The organism is Kitasatospora cineracea (genome assembly GCF_003751605.1).
Taxonomy (GTDB): Bacteria; Actinomycetota; Actinomycetes; order Streptomycetales; family Streptomycetaceae; genus Kitasatospora; species Kitasatospora cineracea.
Genome location: NZ_RJVJ01000001.1, coordinates 1,761,907 through 1,779,900, shown reverse-complemented (window position 1 = coordinate 1,779,900; position 17,994 = coordinate 1,761,907). Strand labels below are relative to the sequence as shown.

The window sequence follows — 17,994 nt, the reverse complement described above, 5'->3', positions numbered from 1 at the left end:
ACGCCATCGAAGCTCCGGAAGGAGAAGCACATGCCCACCCTGCAACTGGCCGAGATCACCCAGGCCAACCGGCCCGCGCAACTGCCGCTGCTGTCCAAGCTCTCCGACATCCTGGCCGCCTCCCCGGCCGTCACCCACCTGATGGTGCGCGGCTCCCTGGCCCAGGGCACCGCCGACCGGCTCTCGGACGTCGACTTCGTGGTCGGAGTCCGAGACGGCCAACTCCCCTCCTTCGCCGAGACGCTGGACGTGCTGATGTCCGTCGAGGCGGGCGCCCTGCTGCCCGGCTGGCGGGACACGATCGTCGCCGACCTCGGCGGAGTCGGGACGGTCTTCCTCGTCCCGGACGAGGGCCGGCTCCACCAGATCGACCTGTACCTCGTGCCCGCCTCCCGCGTCCCGTGCCTGCGGGAGACGGTCAGCACGGCCGTCATCCTCGACCACGAGCCCGAGCCGGCGCCCGCGCAGGACATCGCCGTGGCCGAGAGCTACGTGCACGCGTTCCTCGCCCGGCCGCGCACCTGCGGCGAGCTGCTGATCGAGCATCTGGTCCTGGCCGTGCTCCTGCACAAGCGGATCAAGCGCGGCCAGCGGTTCGTCGCGTACGCCGAGTGGCACCGGCTGCACACCGCGACGAAGGACCTGATCAAGGCCGCCCTCGCCCCGGCGTCCAGGTTCTGGGGCTGGTACCAGCTGCGCGAGGAGATCGCCGCGACCCCGATCGGCCGGGCCTGCCTCGGCGACCTGGACGCGGCGATCAGCGGCCCGGCGATCCCGCTGGCGGCCGACGTCGACGCGGCGGTCGAGCGCGTGCTGGGGCTGGTGGAGCGCGCCTGCCCGCAGGCCCTCGACGGTCTGCACGACGCCGTCGCCGCGTACCGGACCTACCAGGAGCTGGCGTGAACGCACTGCACCTCGCGGGCCCGGCCGCCGTCCGGGCCCGCGAGGGTCTGACCGCCGTGTTCTTCGGCGGTGTCGTTCCCGCCTCGGCCGAGGAGGAGCTCCTGGCCGAGGCGATCGGCCGGACGCTCGGCGGCGCCGGGTACCAGCTGCTGCACGGCGGCTACAACGGCCTGATGGAGGCCGCCGCCCGCGGGGCCGCCTCGCAGGGCACCGCTGTCACCGCGGTCACCCTGATCGGCAAGCACGACGAGTGGGGTACGTTCAACCCGCACGCCACCATGTCCGTCCACCTGCCCGACCTCGGCGCCCGGCTCAACCACTACCTGGAGAGCGCCGACCTGGTCGTCGCGATGGGCGGCGGCGTCGGCACCCTGCACGAGCTGACCGCCGCGCTCTACTACGCCACCACCGTCCGCCCGGTGCCGGTCTGCCTCGCCGGAGCGGCGGCCCTGCGCCTGCTCGCCTTCCTGCGCGCCGAGAAGTGGCTCTTCGAGACGCCCACCCGGCCGCTCGGCTTCCTGCACACCGCCGAGACCGCCGAGGGCTTCCGGGCCCTGCTCGGCGCGCTCGACACCAGCCCGATCGGAGGAGCATGACCACCCGCCGCACCGAGGCCGGCCTCGCCGCCCGGCTCGCCGAGACCGCCTGCGTGAGCGCCCCTTTCAAGCTCTCCGACGGCACCCACCTGAGCACCTACTTCGACGAGTTCCGCCTCGCCTCCGACCCGACGCTGCTGCGCGACACCGCCAGGGCGCTGGCGAATCTCGTACCCACCGACGCCCAGGCTCTGGCCGGCATCGAGCTGGGCGGCATCCCGCTGGTCGTCGCCCTGTCGGCCGCCACCGGCCTGCCCGCCGTCTTCGTGCGCCGCCTGCCGAAGCTCTACGGCTCGCACCGGCAGATCGAGGGCGCCGACATCACCGGCCTGCGCACCGTCCTGGTCGACGACGTCGTCCGCTCCGGCAGCCAACTCCTCACCATGGCAAGGACGCTGAGGATGGCCGGGTCACCGGTCACCGACGCGATGTGCGTGCTGGAGCGTTCGCTCGGCGGCCGGGCGGTGCTGGCCGAACACCGGATCACCCTCCGCTCGCTGCTCACGGAGGAGGAGTTGCCCGTGCGGCACTCCAGCGGTGCCGCGTGAGCCGCGCCGTCCTCTTCGACCTCGACGGCGTGCTGCTGGACAGCCAAGACACCCACCTCGCCACGCTGGCCGGATACGCGATGACGATGCTGGGGCGGCGGGTCACCACCGCCGACCTACCTGCCGGTGCGCACCTCGCCCCGCGCGATGGGGTGCTGGCGGCCCTCGGCCTCGACGGGCCGCTCCACGAGAAAGCCTGGGACGCGGCCACCGCCACCGCCGGCCTGCGCGCCGAGCCCTTCCCGTTCACCATCGGGACACTCACCGAGCTGCGCGCCTCCGGTGTGGCCACCGGGCTCGTCACCCTGCGCAGCCGCCGCCGGGCCGACTGGCTGCTCCCGCCCCACCTGCTCGCCTTGCTCGGCACGGTCGTCTGCTTCGAGGACGCCCCGCCCAAGCCCGCGCCCGACGGGCTGCTGCTCGCGCTCGACCGGCTCGGCGCCGACCCGCGGGAGACCGTGTTCGTGGGCGACACGGTGCTCGACGTCCGCGCCGCCCAGGCCGCGAACGTCCAAGCCGTTGGTGTCGGCTGGGGCTACACCGAGCCCGAGGCCCTGGTCAGGGCGGGTGCCGAGGTGGTGATCCACCATCCCGGCGGACTCGCCTCCGCGCTGCTCCTCCTGACGGTCAGTCAGCAGCCGAACGACTACGCCAAGCGATCTTGACGCCGGACCCGCTACTGTTGGTGGCGCAGTCGCAGCGGACCGTTGCGTCCGAGCGCGGCTGCGCCACCTCAGAGCGATGGTCTGGAGTCATGGTCTACACCGTGGGGGCGCGAGCTATCTGCGCCGAGCTGGAGAACTGAGAACCACTCAGTCCTCGTTCTCGGCCCGGCTCGGCGTGTGAACACCCCCCGCCTCTCCCACGACTTCCCGTGAGGGCCATACCGCCATGCGCTCGACGCAGATCCGCTCCACCTTCCTGGACTTCTTCACCTCCCGCGGCCACCGCCAGGTCCCGTCCAGCCCGCTGATCCCCTCCGACCCGACGCTGCTGCTGGCCAACGCCGGCATGAACCAGTTCAAGCCCTACTTCCTGGGCGAGGTCACCCCGGAGTACCCGCGCGCCACCACCATCCAGAAGTGCGCCCGCACCTCCGACATCGACAACGTCGGCCGCACCAACCGGCACGCCACGTTCTTCGAGATGATGGGCAACTTCTCCTTCGGCGACTACTTCAAGGCCGACGCCATCGCCTTCGCCTGGGAACTCCTCATCCAGGGATACAACTTGGAGAAGGACCGGCTCTGGATCACCGTCTACGAGGACGACGACGAGGCCGAGCAGCTCTGGCGCAGGATCGGCGTCCCCGCCGACCGCATCCAGCGCCTGGGCATGGAGGACAACTACTGGTCGATGGGCGTCCCCGGACCGTGCGGGCCCTGCTCCGAGGTCAACTACGACCGCGGACCGGCCTTCGGGCGCGAGGGCGGCCCCGCCGTCGACGGCGAGCGCTACATGGAGATCTGGAACCTCGTCTTCATGCAATACCAGCGCGGCGAGGGCGACAAGAAGGGTGACTTCCCGATCCTCGGCGAACTCGCCCAGCAGAGCATCGACACCGGCCTCGGCCTCGACCGCCTCGCCGCGATCCTCCAGGGCGTCGAGAACGTCTGCACCACCGACCTGCTCCTGCCCACCCTCAAGACCGTCCAGGAACTCGCCAGCCGCGACTACCCCGGCACCGGCGAGCAGAAGACCTCCTTCCAGGTCGTCACCGAGCACGCCCGCTCGATCGCCTTCCTGATCGCCGACGGCGTGCTGCCCGCCAAGGACGGCCGCGGCTACGTCCTGCGCCGCCTGATGCGCCGCGCGATCCGCCACGCCCGACTGCTCGGCATCGACGGCCCGGTCCTGCCCGCCACCACCGCGAGCGTCATCGGCAACCTCGGCGACGTCTGGCCCGAACTGCGCGCCCAGTCCGCGCTGATCGAGCAGGTCGTCGCCGCCGAGGAGGAGTCCTTCACCCGCACCCTCACCCAGGGCACCCGGCTGCTGGACGCCGCCATCACCCGCACCCGCACCGCGGGCTCGACCTCCCTCGCAGGGGAGACCGCCTTCGAACTGCACGACACCTACGGCTTCCCCGTCGAGCTGACCGTCGAGGCCGCCCGCGACGCCGGCCTGAGCGTCGACGAGGACCGCTTCGCCACCCTGCTCACCGAGCAGCAGCAGCGCGCCAAGTCCGGCGGCAAGGCCAAGACCGCCGAGGCCCTGCGCCGCCAGGACACCTACCGCGAACTGTCCGCCCGCCACGGCCGCACCGACTTCGTCGGCTACGACCGCCTCATCGCCGAGGCCACCGTCCTCGGCGTGATCGCCGACGGCACCCTCGCGTCCGGCGCCGAACAGGGCCGGACGGTCGAGGTCGTGCTCGACCGCAGCCCCTTCTACGCGGAGTCCGGCGGCCAGGTCGGCGACACCGGCGCCGTCCGCACCGCCGGCGGCGCCGTGCTGCAGGTACTGGACACCAAGCTCGGCCTGGAAGGCTTCCACGTCCACACCGTGCGCATTCTCGACGGCGAACTCCGCACCGGCCAGACCGCCGAGGCCCTCGTCGACGGCCCGCGCCGGGACGCCGTCGCCCGCTCGCACTCCGCCACCCACGTCCTGCACGCCATGCTCCGCCGCACCCTCGGCGACCACGCCCGCCAGCACGGCTCCCTCGTCGACGCCGGACGGCTCCGCTTCGACTTCTCCCACTTCTCCGCCCTCGACCCCACCCAGCTCGCCGCCCTGGAAGCCCTCGTCAACGACCACCTCCTCGACGACCCCGACGTCCGCGTCTGGCACGCCACCCGCTCGGAAGCCGAAGCCGCAGGAGCGACCGCCCTGTTCGGCGAGAAGTACGGCGACCACGTCCGCATCGTCGACATCGGCGACTTCTCCCGCGAACTGTGCGGCGGCACCCACGTCGGCCACGGCTCCAACGCCGGCCCCGTCCGCATCCTCGGCGAAGCCTCCATCGGCTCCAACCTCCGCCGCATCGAAGCCCTCACCGGCCGCGACGCCCTCACCTACTACGACACCGAACGCCGCCTCCTCGACGAACTCGCCACCCTCCTCGGCACCCGCCCCAAGGACGCCCCCGAAGCCCTGCGCAAGCGCCTCGACGCCCTCGCCACCGCCCAGCAGGAGCTCGGCCGCCTCCGCGACACCGAACTCCGCACCCGCGCCGGACAGCTCGCCGCGTCCGCCCGCACCGTCACCGGCGGCCGGATCATCACCGAGAAGGTGACCGGCCTCGGCCCCGAAGAACTCCGCACCCTGGCCACCCACACCGCCGACCTCCTGGACACCGACCGCGCCGTCGTCGTCCTCGGCACCGAACACGACGGCAAGGCCCTCCTCGCCGCCGCCATCACCCGCACCCTCCACGCCACCGGCACCCAGGCCAGCCAACTCCTCCTCCCGGCGGCCCGCGCTGTCGGCGGCGGAGCCGGCGGCAAGGGAGCCATCGCCAGTGCAGGAGGCCGCCGCACCAAAGCCCTCGACGATGCCCTCATCATCGCCGCACGAGAGGCCGCACAGGTCCTCGACCGATAGCACCCTCGCCTCCGAGCTGCACGCTGTGGGCGCGTCCCCAATTTGGGGATGCGCCACAAGCATTCCCCGTCCGACGGTCAGCAGACAGACAGGTCCTTCGCAAGAACAACGCTTTCGTAGTTGGTCACATCCCACCGCCAAGTGCCGATGGCCACGTATCCGCGTCGGCGATACCAGGCGACCAGGTCCATCGCCTGAGCCGAGGTGTCAATGACCACCTGATCAGACCCGAGAGCAGCAATCCTGCTCTCCGCAAGCATCAAGAGTCGCTGGCCGAGACCAGTTCCGCGCCGCTCCGGGTCCACTGCGAGCTGACAGAACGATCCCGCACCAGCGGGAGCTGGGTAGCCCTGCGGGGCCCTGTAAGGAGCCGCCACCGTGACTGTGCCCACCAGCTCATCGTCCTGGAATGCAACCCAGCACTCGCCCGTGCTCAGGCGGTAGGCAGTGTCCTGCTCTGACTGGTAGGCGGCGAAGAACATCCGGCCAGCCGCAGCGTGGTCAGCATAGGCACGATGTAGCAATCGGGTCAGATCTGCGGTGGAATCCAACTCGGAGAAGCGCCGTACGACGTCGCTGGAGGGACCCTCTCCAGACGCCGTCGTGCTTGTAGATCGCGCGGTCACGTAAACCAGTCTCGGTCCGCTCATCACCTTCCGCCTGTTGACCTCGAATGCTCTCCGCGGTGGGCTCCGAGCAAGTAGAAAAGCTATGCGGTGTCTGCATCGACACCGGTAACGTCCGTGTCATGGCATCGACGGTCACGTTCGAGCAGTTGTTCCTCGGGGCAAAGGACTTCGCTCATCTCGCCCTGGGTGCCCACGCAGAAGGGCAGATGGATGTCTTCCTTCTAGAAGCGGGCGTGAGCGTCGAGCGGCTGGCGAAGGCCGCCTTGGTGCAAGTACACCCGACGTTGCTGTCAGAGGTGAAGGGCAGCGACGACATGCTGCTGCACTTCGCCGGAGCCACGACCACCCCACCGCGCCGGCTGCACACGATCGGGGCCAGCACCGCAATCGCTCGACTGCGGAAGATGGGCGTGCTTTCGAGGTCCGAGGAGCTGGACGGCCTTATCGAGCTACGGAACGGCGTCGCTCACCTTGGAGCCAGCAGCGCAGACGACTACCTGGGCATCTTTGTGGACACGATCTGTCGGCTACTCGACCATGTCGGCCACGACCGCACGGAGTTTTGGGGATCATGGTCTGGCCTCGTTCAAGTGACGCTCGACAGCAGGTTCGACCTTGCGCAGAAGGGTGTGCACCTGCGGATGAGCCAAGCCCGGTTCAGACTCGAAGCCCGGTTCGGGTCGATGCCGGAAGGAACCGTCGAAAGCGTCGCCAAGGCGATCGGCGAAGCCGGGCTGGTGATCATCGACGTGAACACCGCGCAGGCCCGTTTTCGGATGCTAACCAGGTGCCCGGCCTGCAACATCGAGGCCGCGGCACTGTTCCTGAGCGCGGAGCCGGAGACGACGCTCCTGTACGAGATGGAGCTCACGACGGACGGGCTGCTGTGCAGCCTGTGCGGCTTCCGACTCACGGGCGCCGAGGAAATCGCGATCGTCGGTCTTGCCGCCACCGTGCGCTGCAAGGTCGAAGACCTCACGGAGACGATCGACGATGGACCGTTGGCCTCCGGAGACATGTTCACCCGTCTCAACTCGGGCGGTCTGCGGTGGTTCTACGAGAGCTTCTAGCGTCTCTGCCACAATCATCCCGTGGCCAAGGACGACGTAGTGCACGTGCAAGCCGTTGAACCACGGGCGACAGCCCTACCTCAACCTCTTCGATTCGCACCACCGTATGCCGATCGAAGCCCAAATCCACAGGGCTACGCGCACTGGTGGCAACTGTTTCGACTCGTCTTCGATCTGCCCAACCCCGCAGCGTTCGCGAAGCTCCCAGTCATCTCTGCCGCCGAGATTCGGATCCTGCGCCGATACATCCACACGTGCCAGGAGTTGTCGGAGTCCACCGTCCTCAGTCACAACAGCGGGGTCTCCATCAATGTGAATGACGGCGCCGAGTTGGTGATCGCCGACTTTCCGGCAAAGGAAGCCATCCGAGGGACCACCGTCCTCTTCCGCCAGATGGCGAGCACCCAGGAGCCAGCAAGCTACAGCCAGGTACGAAAGGTCATCGGCCAGATAGCGCATCGGCATCACGATGAGCACCGCGATCAACGGCTGGAGATCCAACGACTCTGGAACCGCGCCCACGGCCAGCTGAACGCCCACTTGCTCACGGCGATGGCGGATCGGCGCGCACTCGAACTACTGGGCGCACACCCGAATCTTCCTGTGCCAGGCGAGGACGTCAAGCCGCAAGAGGTCCTGTCCCTCTTCCAGTACGGGGACTTGATCCACTGGGACCGTCAGGCCGAGGCGTTCCAGGAGATCGCCGATGATGACTTCCAGCGCAAGTGGCAGACTCTGAACTTCCTCTCCGTCATGACGCAACTGAGCCACTTCTACCTCGGCTACTCGCTGCTGGTTGCCGGAGCGATCGGCGACCGTTGACGCGGTTCATTGACCGCGCGGTACGTCGGACCCATAGCCTGCCATGGTTGCAGTTCTGGTTGCATTCACCCCTGTCCGGCACCGTTCAGAGCTCGGCCGGTGGCCTGCTCCCCCGCAGGTCAGGACCCCTACGGCAACCCCCCCCCCCGGACAGCCGGACGAACATTTGGAAAGTGCATTGGTGGCAATCCCTCACGAGTTCGGATCTCGCATCCTCCGCCGTGACTGAACAGCCATAACGAAGGCCCCGACCGCTCAGCGGTCGGGGCCTTCGTCGTGTCGTGGTTGCAGTAGGCCAGCGGCTGGCTCTCCTCTTAAGAGATCCGCTCCACACGGTGGGATTGCCAAAAGAGGTAGTGGAACCCACGCCGACGGAGGAGAGTATCAGCATGAAGAGCCTGTTTGATCTTGTGGTCCCGCAAGGACGTGCCAGCCGACGGTTCACAGATGTTCAGACCAACAACGCCTTCACGGCCGCCCGACGCCTGATGGACGAGGTCTTCACCGAGTTCCATGACGTGGACCACAGCTTCGTCAAGGAGTTCCAGACCGGAGGCTTCTCGGCGAGGGTGTTCGAACTGGCGCTTTTCGCAGCTCTCCGCGAGCAAGGGCATGAGCTGGACCGCACGAACGCCGCTCCGGACTTCGTTGCGCGCGGCTCATACCCGGTCGCCATCGAGGCCACCACCACCAACCCACCTGAGGGTCAGGACCCTGACGACGTCGATCCCACCGTGGGTGCGCTGCGGCTCGTCCCGAACGACCTGCCGAGCGCGGAGCAAGAGTTCGTTTTTCAAGCCGGCAAAGCCCTCCGCCGCAAACTCCTCAAGCGTGACAAGGAAGGCCTCGCCTACTGGGAGCAGCCTCACATCGCAGGCCTGCCATTCGTCATCGCTCTTGAGTCCTTCCATAGCGCGAGTTCTCTGTTCCACGCCATTGGCCCCCTAGCCACTTACCTGTATGGCCGACGTGACGTGCCCATCTTCGACACCGACGGGACTCTCAATCTCTCCGCAGAGCCGGTCACCGAGCATGAGCACATGGGCAAGACGATTCCGAGCGGCCTCTTCGGCCTTCCGGAATCTGCATATCTGGCGGCGTTAATCTTCTCCAACAGCGCGACTGTGTCCAAGTTCAACCGCATCGGCACAGAGCTGGGCTACGGGCCGGACGACATCGCAATGATCCGTATCGGCACCATGCCCGACCCTGACCCGAACGCCATCCACCCGCAACTGTTCGGGTACCTGGTCGGAGGCGACAGTTCAGAGAAGGTCGAGTCCTTCAGCGAGGGCTGGCATGTGCTTCACAACCCGTGGGCTAAGAACACGCTCCATCCTGACGCACTGCCAGGCTTCACGCGCCACGAACTTCTCGACGACGGAAGGGTTCTGAGCACCTGGGATCGGATGTCCCCGTTTGCCTCGCAGACCCGGATCTTCGAGGGAAGCGGAGCCCGCGAGTACGCCCAGCAGATGCTGGAGCGATTCCGTAATGCGGCGGACGGCTATGAGCGGACAGCCACCCCATAAGCCTCGCAGTTCTAACTGATCATTTCAAAATGAGTTCGGCTCAGGGGCTTGGCAGTTGAGGTGGCCGGACGGCAGAGTGCTGCACGTGGCGGATGATCTTGTGCCTGATGACCTGTGGGAGCGGGTGGCCCCGCTGCTGCCGCCTCGCCCGCCGCGGCGCCACCGCCACCCCGGCCGGCTGCCCGCGGACGACCGTGCCGCCCTGCGCGGGATTGTCTACGTGCTGTGCAAGAGCGTGAGCTGGCAGGACGTACCCGCGGAGCGGACCGGCTGCAGTGGGATCACGGCCTGGCGGCGCCTGCGGGACTGGACCGAGGCCGGCGTGTGGCCGCGCCTACACGAGCTCCTGCTCGCCGAGCTGCGGTCGGCAGGCCTGCTGGAGATGGACGACTGCGCGATCGACGGCTCGCACGTCAGGGCCCTCAAAGGGGGGCTCACACCGGACCTTCGCCGGTCGACCGGGGCCGGCCGGGCAGCAAGCACCACCTGATCGTCGACCGGCACGGCACCCCGCTCGCCGTCGCACTGACCGGCGGAAACCGACACGACGTCACGCAGTTGCTGCCGCTGCTGGGCGCGATCCCGCCGGTGCGGGGCCTGCGCGGCAGACCCCGCAGGCGCCCTCGCCGGCTGTTCGCCGACCGCGGCTACGACTACGACAAGTACCGCCGCATCCTTCGCCGCAGGGGCATCACGCCGAAGATCGCCCGCCGCGGCGTCGCCCACGGTTCTGGACTCGGCAAAACGCGTTGGGTGGTCGAGCGGACCTTCGCCTGGCTGCATCAGTTCAAGCGCCTACGGATCCGCTACGAGATACGCGCCGACCTCCACCTCGGCCTGCTCCAACTCGCCTGCAGCATCATCTGCCTACGAAAGCTCCGAACCTCATTTTGAAATGATCAGTAAGCAGTGACGACCCACTGCTCCAGCATCGCCAGGCCGACGCGCTCACCGCCCGGTACGAGTGCCAGCACTGGCCCGATGGCAGCAGACGGCACCAAGTCGGCCGCCAACATCGGCGACGGAACGACACCACCGTCCTCGCCTACGTGAGAAGTCAGGCCCTAAGCCCCGCTCGGAACGAAAGGGGTGGTTGAGAACCCGGGTGCCGTGCGGCGTCCGGGTTCGAGTGGCAGGACAGCGGCTGGCGAGGGTGTACGAGGTCTGGCCTGCGGCCCGGACAGTGACGAATCTGGCCCGCCCATGCGCACGCCGACCATGGACCGCGGGAGGCAGGTCGGCGGTTCTCCGGTGCAACGGAGAACCGCCGAATCCCCTGTGACGTGGCATCGGCCGGGGCGGCCGCCGGGTGGGTGGCGGTGTCCGTGTCGGCCGCCTCCCGGTCAGCGCGAACTGTAGACCGGCCCGGTCTGGCGATGCGAGGCGACTGCCGGACAAGGAGAGGCCGGACAAGAATTCCGCCGCGGCGGCGACGCGGTGAGCTGGGGCAGAGGCCGGACGGCGGCCCAACCCGGGGAGCCGGTTGCGGATGGGACGCCGGACATCGTGGAACACCGTGATTCGCGAGTGGTGGGACACCCTGCAGGGAGTGCATCATCGGGGCAGCCCGCGGACCCGGCCGGGGTGCAACCCGCCGGACTCCACTATGTAGTGGCGGGTATGACGTGGCATCAGGACAGGCGGCCCGGGTCGAGGCGGAGGTCCCGGCCCGGGCACGGGACGAGTGAGGACTCTCTATGAGTCGGATGAAGACGGGCGGCCGCAGCCCGGAACAGCAAGGCGCGCTCTCGAACGCGACTGCCGGGGTGGTGGCGTCCGTGATGGGCGCGACCGCAGTGCTGGCCATGGCTGGCCTGCCGCTGAGGGTGATTGGCACGGTACTGGGGATGGGCGGCTTGATCGCCGTCCTGCTGGTCCGCGAACTGGCCGACGCCCGACACCGGGGCCGGTGAGCATGACGGGGAAAGACGCTCCCGGTACCGATCGGAAGCTCCGGGGGAAGGGGCATGTTCGGCGGCTGGCCGAGGAACTCAACCGGGCCCGGCAGGCGCGTGGGATGAGCCAGCGCGCGGTGGCGATGGCCCTGACGGGCGTACCCGGCTGCTCGCTGGCCTCCGTGAACCGGGCGCTGGCCGGCGAAACACTAGTGGGCTGGCCTGCGACCCTGGCGATCGGCGAGGCAGTGGGAGCTCCGCCGAAGCGCATCCGCACCCTATGGGAGAAGGCCGCCGCCAATCAGACCCCGGTCTACCGGGCCCGATCCACAGGCAGCCAGCGGGCCCCGGCCCGAGCCCACGCCGCGGATCGGCCGCTCTACCTGATCACCCAGCCCCACGAACTAGCCGAAGCGGTGCGGATGTTGCGCGCACGGCACGGCCAGCCGACGTACCGCGCGATGGAGACCGCCGCACGGCGCGCAGGGTACCGGCTGGGACGCAGCGCATGCCAGGCATTTCTTGATGGCAAGGCGGTTCCGACCTGGCCCACACTCAGGGGCTGCTTGGTGGCACTCGGGGCGGGGGAGAAAGACATCGAGCGGTGGCGCGCGGTCTGGTGCCGCGCCACCAGGACGAAGCCGGGTTTGGGAGCCGACCCGGCAAGGGCTTTCACCGGGGACGACAGGGCGTGGGAGATTCGGAGGGAGGTGATCACGCCTTCCTACCGCCCGGTGCATCTTGAGGCCGGCGCTGCGCCCGTGCCGAGCCGGGTGCCGGGCGTACGGGCGCTGCTCCAGTTCGCAGAGGAGGCCGCCGTCGCCTACGCCGCGGAGAGCCACTTCGTACCTGCGACGCGCTTCCCCGGCCCAGGCCGAATGTGGCTGGGCCACTGCGCCTCCTGCCGCAGGCCGTTGAAGGTCACCTTGGACCAGTTGCGCCCCGGCATCGGCACGTGTGAGTACTGCGCGCGGCACGTGATCCGCCCGCCTGGGAAGTCGATTGGCTAGGTTCCCTGGTCGGATCTCACTGGGTGCCCAACCCCACGTGCCTGTCCCGCAAGATCTGAAAGAGAGGGCCTAGCCCGGGATGAACTCTGAAGGGTGGGACCTGGTCTCAGCTCTGGTCTCGTTCACCCCCGTCCGGCCAGGTTCAGCCGCCGCCCAGCGGTTCGCTCCGGCGCAGGTCAGGACGGGAGCGAGCCCCGGCGGACGGCGCTGAGGAGAATTGGAAAGCGTGTTGGGGGCAACCCCTCACGAGTTCGAATCTCGTATCCTCCGCCTTCACGAAGGCCCCGACCGCTCAGCGGTCGGGGCCTTCGCCGTTCCGTGGTCGCGGTTGCGGCGGCCCACCGGACCAGCGGAAGGTCGACAGGAGAACGCGGCGGTACCGCCCCGTGTACCGGACCGTCGCCAAGGCCAGAAGATCCGCGAGGGCACCCGGGTCATCAACGTCCACTGCCTCGTCGCCGTCGGCGTCGACAACGAGGGCCGACGCGAGGTCCTGGGCCACGGGTGTGCCGGGTCGACACCCTCGCCGCTGCGGGGTGTCCGCCCGAAGGTGCCGGGCACCAGATCGACCACCGCGACCGTGCCGGGCCCGGTCGAACAGGGAGTAGCCTGGAGATTACCGAAGGCACTTCGCATGCCGGTACCGGATATTGGCGTCGTCTGCGGCGAACGGCAATGCCGGACCCGACCTCTCGGCCGGGCCCGGGGACAGGTCTTTGATCATGACCACGACCCTCGATCGTGCGACGACGTCCACCGCCACGGATTCCACGGCACGGCTCTCCCTTGCGCCCAGCGGCGTGCGGCCCGGCCGTCTGGACGGAGCCTGGTGGCCGCGCTCACGCGATCTTCTTCTCGAACTCCCCACCCTGGCCGCCGAGATCGACGAGCGGTGGGGCCGGATCACCCGGATCACTGTGAACCCCGCGCAGTGGCCCGTCATCCCCCGGCGGATCCCGGTCACTGGACACATCGTCCACGCAGGGTGGTTCACCATCGAACAGGACCCGCACATGATCATGGTGTGTTCCTACACACCGCGTCGGCTGAACCTGCTGGTCGTCCCGCCCCAGACGGATGCCGTCGAGGCCGCCCGGCTGATGGCCGAGGCCGCCGATCCCGCGAACACCAGGACCGCGAGCGAGCTGCTCACCGCGGAGCCGAGCGCCGGTGCGACCGGGCCTGACATCGGTTCCGATTTCCTGCCGTCGGCCGCCACCCCCTCCACCGGGCTTGGCGAGGCCGACCGGCGAGCCGATCTCGCCCGGAGCCGGGCCGCCTCCTGGCCGGCATCCGCGTAGGGGGCCGGCGGGAGCCGCCCGGGTCGGGGCCGGACTGTCTCACTCGCGTGACCACTCGGTCTCGGCCTGGGGTTCGCCGTCGGCACCGGCCCCTTCCCAGAGCCGGACCCTGACTGCCCGAGGGCCCGGCGCGGGTCGGGAGAGGGTGCGAACGAACACGTCCCGGAGGTGGTTGGCCGCCCGCTGCGGCGGACCGTCGTACTCCAGCGGATTCGGCATCGTCGTGTCGTCCTGCCGGGACCAGCGGCCGTCGTCGTCCTGGGTCTCCAGAATCCACCGGTAGCGCCGCATCATGCCCTCCTGTGACCACGCTCCTGCCCTGACACGACCGTACGAGGCGGGCGGGCGGAGTGCGACCGGGCATGTCGGCCGGCGGCTCCGGTGCCACGATGAAACCAGGAGCGGAGGAGGTGGCCAGTGTTCGAGGCAGGCGGCATCCGGGAGTGGCGCGGCCATGACGTGGTCGACGCCGGCGGGCACAAGATCGGCACGCTGGAGTCCGTCCACGTGGACACCGCGACCGATCAGCCGTCCTTCGCCACGGTCACGGTCGTCCTGCCCACCCGCCGCCGCCTGGTGTTCGTCCCGCTGTCCGACCCAACGGTAGGTCCCGGCTGCCCGAAGGTCCCCCTGCCCGAGAGCCGGGTGAAACACGCCCCGGGCATCGACACCGACGGCGAACTCCCCGCCGAGGACGAGGCGGCTGTCTTCGCCCACTACGGACTGACCTACGCACCGGGCACGGGCGGGGAGCGCCGCCTGGCCCTCCGCCAGGAGCCGTCCGGACCATGAAGGAGGCCGACGATGGCACTGGTGCTGTTGCTCGTCATCGTGGCGATCGTGCTCGGACTGGTCGGTGTCGTCGCCGAGGGCCTGAAGTACCTGCTGTTCATCGGCATCGCCGTACTGATCGTCGCGCTGATAATCTCCGCCGTCCGGTTCCGGCGCGGGGGCCGGCCCGTGAACCGCTGAGTCCGTGCCGGGTCCGGGCCGGACCGGGAGTAGCCTGGACATCACCGAAGGCACCTCGCATGCCGGCACCGGACACTGGCGTCGTCTCCGGCGAACGGAGATCCCGGACTTGACACCGGCCAGGTTCGGAGACAGGTCCTTGATCATGACCGTGATCGACGGCGCGACGCTTGCCACTCCCGAACCCGCCTTGCGGTTCTCCCTGGCACCGGACGGCCCGCGAGCCGGACGGCTGGACGGGGCCTGGTGGCCCCGATCGCACGACCTTCCTCTCGAACTCCCCGCCCTGGCCGCCGAATTGGACACGCGGTGGGGTCGGGTCGCCAGAATCACCGTGAACCCCGCCCAGTGGTTGACCGTCCCCCGGCGGATCCCGGTCGCGGGCCACACCGTCCACGTGGGCTGGTTCACCGCCGTGCAGGACAGGCACACGATCTCGGTCCGCTCGCACCTTCCCCACCGGCTGACTCTGCTGGTCGTCCCGCCTCGGACGGGAGCCCTCGCTGCCGCCCGGCTCATGGCCGAGGCCGCCGATCCCGCGAACACCAGTACCGCGAGCGAACTGCTCGCCGACGAGCCGTCGGCGAAGATGCCCGACCGGCGGGGGATCGTCTGGCCGGTACGCGACCCCTCGGTCTCGGCCTGGGGCTCCGCCCGGTGGGGCGGGCCGTCGTCCTCGCCCGGGCGCTCCGACACTGGTGGCCCCCGACCGACCACCGGTGACGCCGATCACCGGTGACGCCGCCGCCCGATCCTTCGCTCTTGCGCTCCTGGCGGATCGCCGTCAGTACTCGGAGCCGCTTCGCAGGTAGGTGCCCGCGACCTGGAGCCACGCTCCGGGACTGAAGCACGCCTCGATCCGGTGCGGGGTGTCCTCGAAGACCCGCAGGGCACGGAGCGCCCCGCTGGGGTGCAGGTCGTACTCGAAGGTGACGCCATCCGCGCCATCCTCGTACTGCAGGTCCAACGGCCCACTCGACGGCTCCGCCGGCGACCGGGCCTCGGCCGAGAGTTTCACGTAGCCGGACATCTTCACGTGCCGCCTTTCCTGCCTGCCCGGGGTGACCGGCTCACGGGCCTGCCCCTCAGGACGTTTCGGCCGGGTGGCCGGAGCTGACGCCGGTGTCGACGAGGATCTGCCGTGCCGAATCGCTGCCACCGGCCCTGACCGCGCGTGCCATGGAGGCCAGGGCCGCTTCCTGGCTCGCGTGCGGGGGGACGACGAGCAGGCTGAAGTGGTCACGGTCGCCCCGTGTGACGATCACGGTGTCGTCGCCGACCGGGTAGCGGTCGATGTGCACCGACCGGCCGTCGACCATCAGGCTGGCCGGGACGTCGTCCCAGGCGCCCGCGTCCAGACCGACGCTCGCAATGGGCCCGAGATGCCCGGTCAACGCGTGGACCAGGTCGGGAAGTTCGGTGCTGATGTCCCGTGAACGCGGCCACCACGCACCGTCGAGCACGCCTTCGCGTGACCGGGTGGTCTCCAGTCGCAACGCTACCGTCCCCGGCTTCGCGGCCTGCCGGAACCGCTCCGGCAGAAACCCGTAGCGGGAATCACTGGCTTCGTCCGACATAGCTCGCCACCTGTCCGCTCCGAGGGACCGGGAACACCCGATGCGGGCCGGGCCTCGCGGGGAGCGACAGCTCGGGCCGCTCCGATATCCCACGGTACTCCGCCCGCACCTGACCGACCCGGTCGGCCGTGAGAGCCACGGCGGGTGCCGCTCTCAGCGCCACTCGATCAGGAACAGGGTGGCATCGTCGCTCGTCCGTCCGCCCCGCTTCTCCTTCAGGACGTGGGAGAGCGCGCGCACCACGGCCCGCACCCCGGTCTGCGAGCGCTCGACGCGGTTGACCCAGGCGATGAGCTGTTCCTCCCCGAACTGCTCCCCGCCGGCCTCGCGCTCCTCGACCAGGCCGTCGGTGAAGCACAGGACCCGGTCACCGTGCCGCAGCACCCGCTCGCTGATCACCGGCTCCTCGCCGCCGAACCCGACCGGCAGGGTGGTGACGCTCTCCAGCCGCTCGACGACGACGTGGTCGCGGATCAGCAGCGGCTTGGGATGGCCTGCGTTGACCCACTGCAGGTGGCCGGTAACGGTGTTCAGGCGCATCATCTGCGCGGTGACGAAGTGGTCCGGCCCGAACTGCTCGGCGATGGCCCGGTCCATGAACGCGTAGATCTCGGCGAGCCCGATGTCGGCGCGTCGGGCGTGCCGGTACGCGCCGATGGCGACGGTCGCCATGGTAGCGGCGTCAAGCCCGTGGCCCATGGCGTCGATCGTGGCCACGTGCAGATGGTCGTCGTTGAGCGCGTAGTCGAAGCTGTCGCCAGCCACGTGGTAGGCGGGTTCGAGGATGCCGGCCACGGCAACCTGCGGGGTGGTCATCGCCAGCGGAGGCAGCAGTGACCACTGGATCTCCGCGGCCACGCTCATCGGCTGGAGGCGCCGGGCCTGGAAGATCCGGTCGGTGTAGCCACTCTTGGTGACCAGCAGATCCGCGACCAGGGAGGCGAAGCGCCGCAGGAGCCGCCGGTCGTCGCCATCGACGTCGTCCAGCGTGAGTGCCAGCACTCCCACCTCGTCCCCGCCGTCCAGCAATGGCAGGTACACCCGCACCCCGTCACCCTGCGGCACCTCGACGGAGACGCCACGCAGAAAGGCCGCACCAGCGGGCGAGCCGTCGATCGGCACCGGGTCCCCGGCGGCCGGCCCCCGGCCGGACAGCGGCACCAGCATCAGCTGCCCGTAGTCCTGCAGCAGGAGCACCGGGTCACGACCGCCGAACCCACGCACCGCGTCGGCGACCAACGGAGCGATCAGCTGGGGCGGAAGCTCGTGGGCCTGGTCGAGCAGCGCGCCCAGCATGTGTTCGCCGAACCCCTCCGACCGGTCCGGACGCCGCTCGCCGTCTCTGACCACTGACGGATCCTTCCTGTCCCGTACGAGTCGGCACGGGCGCGATCAACCCCGGCACTCCAGTGCGGTTCACCGGGCCAGTCCTTCCATTACGCCCGACGGCGACGCATTCCGCCCCCGGTTACGCCCCTCCCCGCGGGGCGACGCGCCGAGAAATCGGCCCGCAGGCTGTGGGCACGACCCCGATGCGCTGCGGAGACTGCCGACCCTGGTCTCAGTTCTGGTCTCATTCACCCCCGTACGGCC

At 69.4% G+C, this 17,994-nt stretch carries 20 protein-coding genes and 1 pseudogene; 16 read left to right on the top strand and 5 right to left on the bottom strand.

The features are described 5' to 3' along the window. The first annotated feature begins 30 nt into the window (after nt 1-30). From EDD39_RS08110 to alaS, 5 genes are all read left to right on the top strand, one after another. Nucleotides 31-903 carry a hypothetical protein gene (locus EDD39_RS08110; RefSeq protein WP_123554373.1) on the top strand — a complete coding sequence of 291 codons (873 nt, stop codon included), beginning with the start codon at nt 31-33 and terminating at the stop codon, nt 901-903. Next, the gene (locus tag EDD39_RS08105) at nt 900-1,499 is read left to right on the top strand and encodes an SLOG cluster 4 domain-containing protein (protein WP_244256647.1); all 600 of its coding nucleotides are present in this window, start codon (nt 900-902) and stop codon (nt 1,497-1,499) included. The genes EDD39_RS08110 and EDD39_RS08105 overlap by 4 nt, the downstream gene beginning before the upstream one ends. Then, the gene (locus tag EDD39_RS08100) at nt 1,496-2,047 is read left to right on the top strand and encodes an orotate phosphoribosyltransferase (protein WP_123554371.1); all 552 of its coding nucleotides are present in this window, start codon (nt 1,496-1,498) and stop codon (nt 2,045-2,047) included. Before EDD39_RS08105 ends, EDD39_RS08100 begins: the two co-directional genes overlap by 4 nt. Next, nucleotides 2,044-2,712 carry an HAD family hydrolase gene (locus EDD39_RS08095; RefSeq protein ID WP_123554369.1) on the top strand — a complete coding sequence of 223 codons (669 nt, stop codon included), beginning with the start codon at nt 2,044-2,046 and terminating at the stop codon, nt 2,710-2,712. The genes EDD39_RS08100 and EDD39_RS08095 overlap by 4 nt, the downstream gene beginning before the upstream one ends. 226 nt (nt 2,713-2,938) lie before the next feature. Then, nucleotides 2,939-5,593 carry an alanine--tRNA ligase gene (gene alaS, locus EDD39_RS08090; RefSeq protein ID WP_123554367.1) on the top strand — a complete coding sequence of 885 codons (2,655 nt, stop codon included), beginning with the start codon at nt 2,939-2,941 and terminating at the stop codon, nt 5,591-5,593. A gap of 77 nt (nt 5,594-5,670) precedes the next feature. Here alaS and EDD39_RS08085 read toward each other — a convergent pair whose 3' ends face one another. Next, nucleotides 5,671-6,243: a GNAT family N-acetyltransferase gene (locus EDD39_RS08085; RefSeq protein ID WP_123554365.1), complete on the bottom strand. Its 573-nt coding sequence runs from the start codon at nt 6,241-6,243 to the stop codon at nt 5,671-5,673. Between the two features lie 98 nt (nt 6,244-6,341). On the opposite strand from EDD39_RS08085, the gene EDD39_RS08080 reads away from it, so the two are divergent. The 8 genes and pseudogenes from EDD39_RS08080 to EDD39_RS40720 all read left to right on the top strand — a co-directional run bounded on the left by EDD39_RS08080 (nt 6,342) and on the right by EDD39_RS40720 (nt 13,852). Next, nucleotides 6,342-7,292, top strand: coding sequence for a hypothetical protein (locus EDD39_RS08080; protein WP_148089410.1), 951 nt, complete (start codon nt 6,342-6,344; stop codon nt 7,290-7,292). 21 nt (nt 7,293-7,313) lie between these two features. Continuing rightward, nucleotides 7,314-8,114, top strand: a complete 801-nt coding sequence (locus EDD39_RS08075) for a hypothetical protein (protein ID WP_148089409.1) — start codon at nt 7,314-7,316, stop codon at nt 8,112-8,114. 389 nt (nt 8,115-8,503) lie between these two features. Beyond that, nucleotides 8,504-9,646, top strand: a complete 1,143-nt coding sequence (locus EDD39_RS08070; RefSeq protein ID WP_123554359.1) for a hypothetical protein — start codon at nt 8,504-8,506, stop codon at nt 9,644-9,646. A gap of 85 nt (nt 9,647-9,731) precedes the next feature. Continuing rightward, nucleotides 9,732-10,540 (top strand): IS5 family transposase gene (locus EDD39_RS08065; RefSeq protein WP_162869973.1). Its coding sequence is split into 2 segments (ribosomal slippage): nt 9,732-10,071 and nt 10,071-10,540, totalling 810 coding nucleotides; the frame shifts between segments, so codons are not numbered across the junction. A gap of 803 nt (nt 10,541-11,343) precedes the next feature. Further along, complete coding sequence (locus EDD39_RS08060; RefSeq protein ID WP_123554357.1) at nt 11,344-11,559, top strand: hypothetical protein; 216 nt, start codon at nt 11,344-11,346, stop codon at nt 11,557-11,559. A 2-nt stretch (nt 11,560-11,561) separates the two neighbouring features. Next, complete coding sequence (locus EDD39_RS08055; protein WP_123554355.1) at nt 11,562-12,551, top strand: helix-turn-helix domain-containing protein; 990 nt, start codon at nt 11,562-11,564, stop codon at nt 12,549-12,551. Nucleotides 12,552-12,960: 409 nt separating this feature from the next. Then, nucleotides 12,961-13,068: pseudogene (locus EDD39_RS42665) on the top strand (transposase); the annotation flags it as partial. Nucleotides 13,069-13,273: 205 nt separating this feature from the next. Then, nucleotides 13,274-13,852: a DUF5994 family protein gene (locus EDD39_RS40720; protein WP_244256644.1), complete on the top strand. Its 579-nt coding sequence runs from the start codon at nt 13,274-13,276 to the stop codon at nt 13,850-13,852. 39 nt (nt 13,853-13,891) lie between these two features. Here EDD39_RS40720 and EDD39_RS08040 read toward each other — a convergent pair whose 3' ends face one another. Beyond that, nucleotides 13,892-14,146: a hypothetical protein gene (locus EDD39_RS08040; protein ID WP_123554353.1), complete on the bottom strand. Its 255-nt coding sequence runs from the start codon at nt 14,144-14,146 to the stop codon at nt 13,892-13,894. Nucleotides 14,147-14,269: 123 nt separating this feature from the next. Between EDD39_RS08040 and EDD39_RS08035 the strand changes: the two genes are divergently transcribed. From EDD39_RS08035 to EDD39_RS38915, 3 genes are all read left to right on the top strand, one after another. Beyond that, on the top strand, nt 14,270-14,644 hold the full coding sequence (locus tag EDD39_RS08035) for a PRC-barrel domain-containing protein (protein WP_123554351.1): 375 nt from the start codon (nt 14,270-14,272) through the stop codon (nt 14,642-14,644). Nucleotides 14,645-14,656: 12 nt separating this feature from the next. Beyond that, nucleotides 14,657-14,824: a hypothetical protein gene (locus tag EDD39_RS39415; protein WP_162869972.1), complete on the top strand. Its 168-nt coding sequence runs from the start codon at nt 14,657-14,659 to the stop codon at nt 14,822-14,824. Nucleotides 14,825-14,969: 145 nt separating this feature from the next. After that, nucleotides 14,970-15,563: a DUF5994 family protein gene (locus tag EDD39_RS38915; protein WP_244256642.1), complete on the top strand. Its 594-nt coding sequence runs from the start codon at nt 14,970-14,972 to the stop codon at nt 15,561-15,563. Between the two features lie 45 nt (nt 15,564-15,608). On the opposite strand, the gene EDD39_RS08025 is transcribed toward EDD39_RS38915, so the two are convergent. The 3 genes from EDD39_RS08025 to EDD39_RS08015 form a co-directional block, all read right to left on the bottom strand. Beyond that, nucleotides 15,609-15,860, bottom strand: coding sequence for a hypothetical protein (locus EDD39_RS08025; protein ID WP_123554347.1), 252 nt, complete (start codon nt 15,858-15,860; stop codon nt 15,609-15,611). A 49-nt stretch (nt 15,861-15,909) separates the two neighbouring features. Beyond that, nucleotides 15,910-16,401, bottom strand: a complete 492-nt coding sequence (locus EDD39_RS08020; RefSeq protein WP_123554345.1) for a DUF5994 family protein — start codon at nt 16,399-16,401, stop codon at nt 15,910-15,912. A 153-nt stretch (nt 16,402-16,554) separates the two neighbouring features. Continuing rightward, complete coding sequence (locus EDD39_RS08015) at nt 16,555-17,697, bottom strand: PP2C family protein-serine/threonine phosphatase (RefSeq protein WP_123560243.1); 1,143 nt, start codon at nt 17,695-17,697, stop codon at nt 16,555-16,557. Between the last annotated feature and the right edge of the window lie 297 nt (nt 17,698-17,994).